Source organism: Streptomyces aurantiacus, from assembly GCF_001418335.1.
Lineage (GTDB): Bacteria > Actinomycetota > Actinomycetes > Streptomycetales > Streptomycetaceae > Streptomyces > Streptomyces aurantiacus.
Genome location: NZ_LIPP01000432.1, coordinates 1 through 2,150, shown reverse-complemented (window position 1 = coordinate 2,150; position 2,150 = coordinate 1). Strand labels below are relative to the sequence as shown.

Annotated in this window: 2 protein-coding genes; both read left to right on the top strand. The window is 72.7% G+C overall.

Translation table 11 applies throughout. The features are described from left to right. Nucleotides 1-83: 83 nt before the first annotated feature. A complete protein-coding gene (locus AOK01_RS37920) occupies nucleotides 84-956 on the top strand; it encodes an EamA family transporter (RefSeq protein ID WP_245702586.1) in 873 nt (290 codons plus the stop codon). 298 nt (nucleotides 957-1,254) lie between these two features. Next, nucleotides 1,255-2,049, top strand: a complete 795-nt coding sequence (locus AOK01_RS37915; RefSeq protein ID WP_055519851.1) for a TIGR03084 family metal-binding protein — start codon at nucleotides 1,255-1,257, stop codon at nucleotides 2,047-2,049. The last annotated feature ends 101 nt before the right edge of the window (nucleotides 2,050-2,150 follow it).

Genomic DNA, 2,150 nt, shown 5'->3' with positions numbered 1-2,150 from the left:
CCCCCACCCCGACTGTCCCCGCAACCGCTCCGGGCCTGGGGCCGGAGCCCGGTTCGGAATCGGAATCGGAATCGAGGTCGGGGGTGGGGGTGGGGTCCGCGGCGACGCTCGGCTCCGTGGGTCTCGTACTCGCCGGAGGAATCTCCGTCCAGTTCGGCGGCGCGCTGGCCGTGAGCCTCATGCCGCGCGCCGGGGCGCTCGGCGTGGTGATGCTCCGGCTGGCGGTCGCCGCGATCGTGCTGATGGTCATCTGCCGGCCCAAGCTGCGCGGGCACTCGCGCGCCGACTGGGGCACGGTCGTCGTCTTCGGCGCCACGATGGCCGCGATGAACGGCCTCTTCTACCAGTCGGTCGCCCGCATCCCGCTCGGCCCCGCCGTCACGCTCGAAGTGCTCGGCCCCCTGATCCTCTCGGTCCTCGCCTCCCGCCGAGTCGTCAACCTCGTCTGGGCCGGCCTCGCCCTCGGCGGCGTCTTCCTGCTGGGCGGCGGAGGCTTCAGCAGCCTCGACCCGGTCGGCGTCGCCTTCGCTCTGTCGGCCGGCGCCATGTGGGCCACGTACATAGTCTTCAGCGCACGTACGGGGCGCCGCTTCCCGCAAGCCGACGGCCTGGCGCTGGCCATGGTGGTCGCGGCCGTGCTGTTCCTGCCCCTGGGCCTCATCGAGTCCGGCGACAAGCTCCTGAATCCGACCACGATCGCCCTGGGCTCCGCCGTGGCGATCCTCTCCTCCGTCCTCCCGTACACACTGGAACTCCTGGCCCTGCGCCGCATGCCGGCCTCGTCCTTCGCGATCCTGATGAGCCTGGAACCGGCCGTCGCCTCGATCGCCGGCTTCCTGATCCTGAGCCAGACCCTGTCCGTCACAGAGGGGCTCGCGATCGCCCTGGTCATCGCGGCGAGCATGGGCGCGGTGCGGACACAGGTGGGGCGGGGCAAAGCCAAAAACGTGGGCTGACCGGAGGCGTGCGCCGACCGCGGTCTCGGGCCGACTGCGGTCTCGGGCCGAATTCGCGCTCGGGCTGGAGCGCACGGGTGCCCCAGCCACCGGACACCGGCCTCACCCGCCGTAAACCAGCCTCACCCGCCGCACGCCGGCCCCACCCGCTGCCCTGCGCGAGTCCCCGTGTGCGGGAAAATCAATGCAAGCACGCTTGATTGTTTCTTCGGCCGCTGCCATGCTCCAGAGCGCACCGCCGCGGCCCGCACACCGCGGCACGCGCCGCACACCGTCGTGCCCCGAGGGGAGCGCCATCGTGTCCGACCCGTCGTCCGTGATCGACGATCTGTGCCAGGAGAGCGAGCAACTCGACGCACTCGTGGGGAAGTTGGGTGCGGATCGCTGGGCGCTGGCGACTCCCGCGCCGCGGTGGACCGTCGCCCACCAGATCGCGCACCTCGCCTGGACCGACAGGGCCGCCCTGCTCGCCGTGACCGATGCCGCGGCCTTCGCCCTGGAGGTCGAGAAAGCGGCGGCCTCGCCCTACGGCTTCGTGGACGAGGGCGCGGAGAAGGGGGCCACGCTGCCCCCGGCCCGGCTCCTCACCGAGTGGCGCGCCGGGCGGGAGTCGCTGGAGAAGGCCCTGCGCGCGGCACCCACCGGGACACGCTTCCCCTGGTACGGGCCACCCATGTCGGTCGCCTCAATGGCGACGGGCCGGCTCATGGAGACCTGGGCCCACGGCCAGGACATCGCGGACACGTTGCATGTGATGAGACCACCCACAGATCGACTCCAGCATGTGGTGCGCATCGGTGTGCGGGCCCGGAACTTCGCCTTCGGGGTACGGGGGCTCACCCCGCCCGAGGAGGAGTTCCGCGTCGAAGTCACCGCACCCTCCGGTGCGGTGTGGACATACGGTCCCGAGGACGCCGCCCAGCGCGTCACCGGCCCCGCCCTCGACTTCTGCCTCCTCGTCACTCAGCGGGCCCACCGCGCCGACCTCGCGGTACGGGCGGAGGGCTCCGACGCCGACCACTGGCTGGACATCGCACAGGCCTTCGCGGGCCCACCCGGCGCGGGCCGCGCGCCGAAGGGAACCGCGGAATGAGCGGCGAGGCGACCGGCGGTGTGACGGCCAGTGGCGCGACGGCCGACGGTGCGACGGCCAGTGGCGCGCCCGTCGGTGCGACCGGCCCCCACCCCCATCCC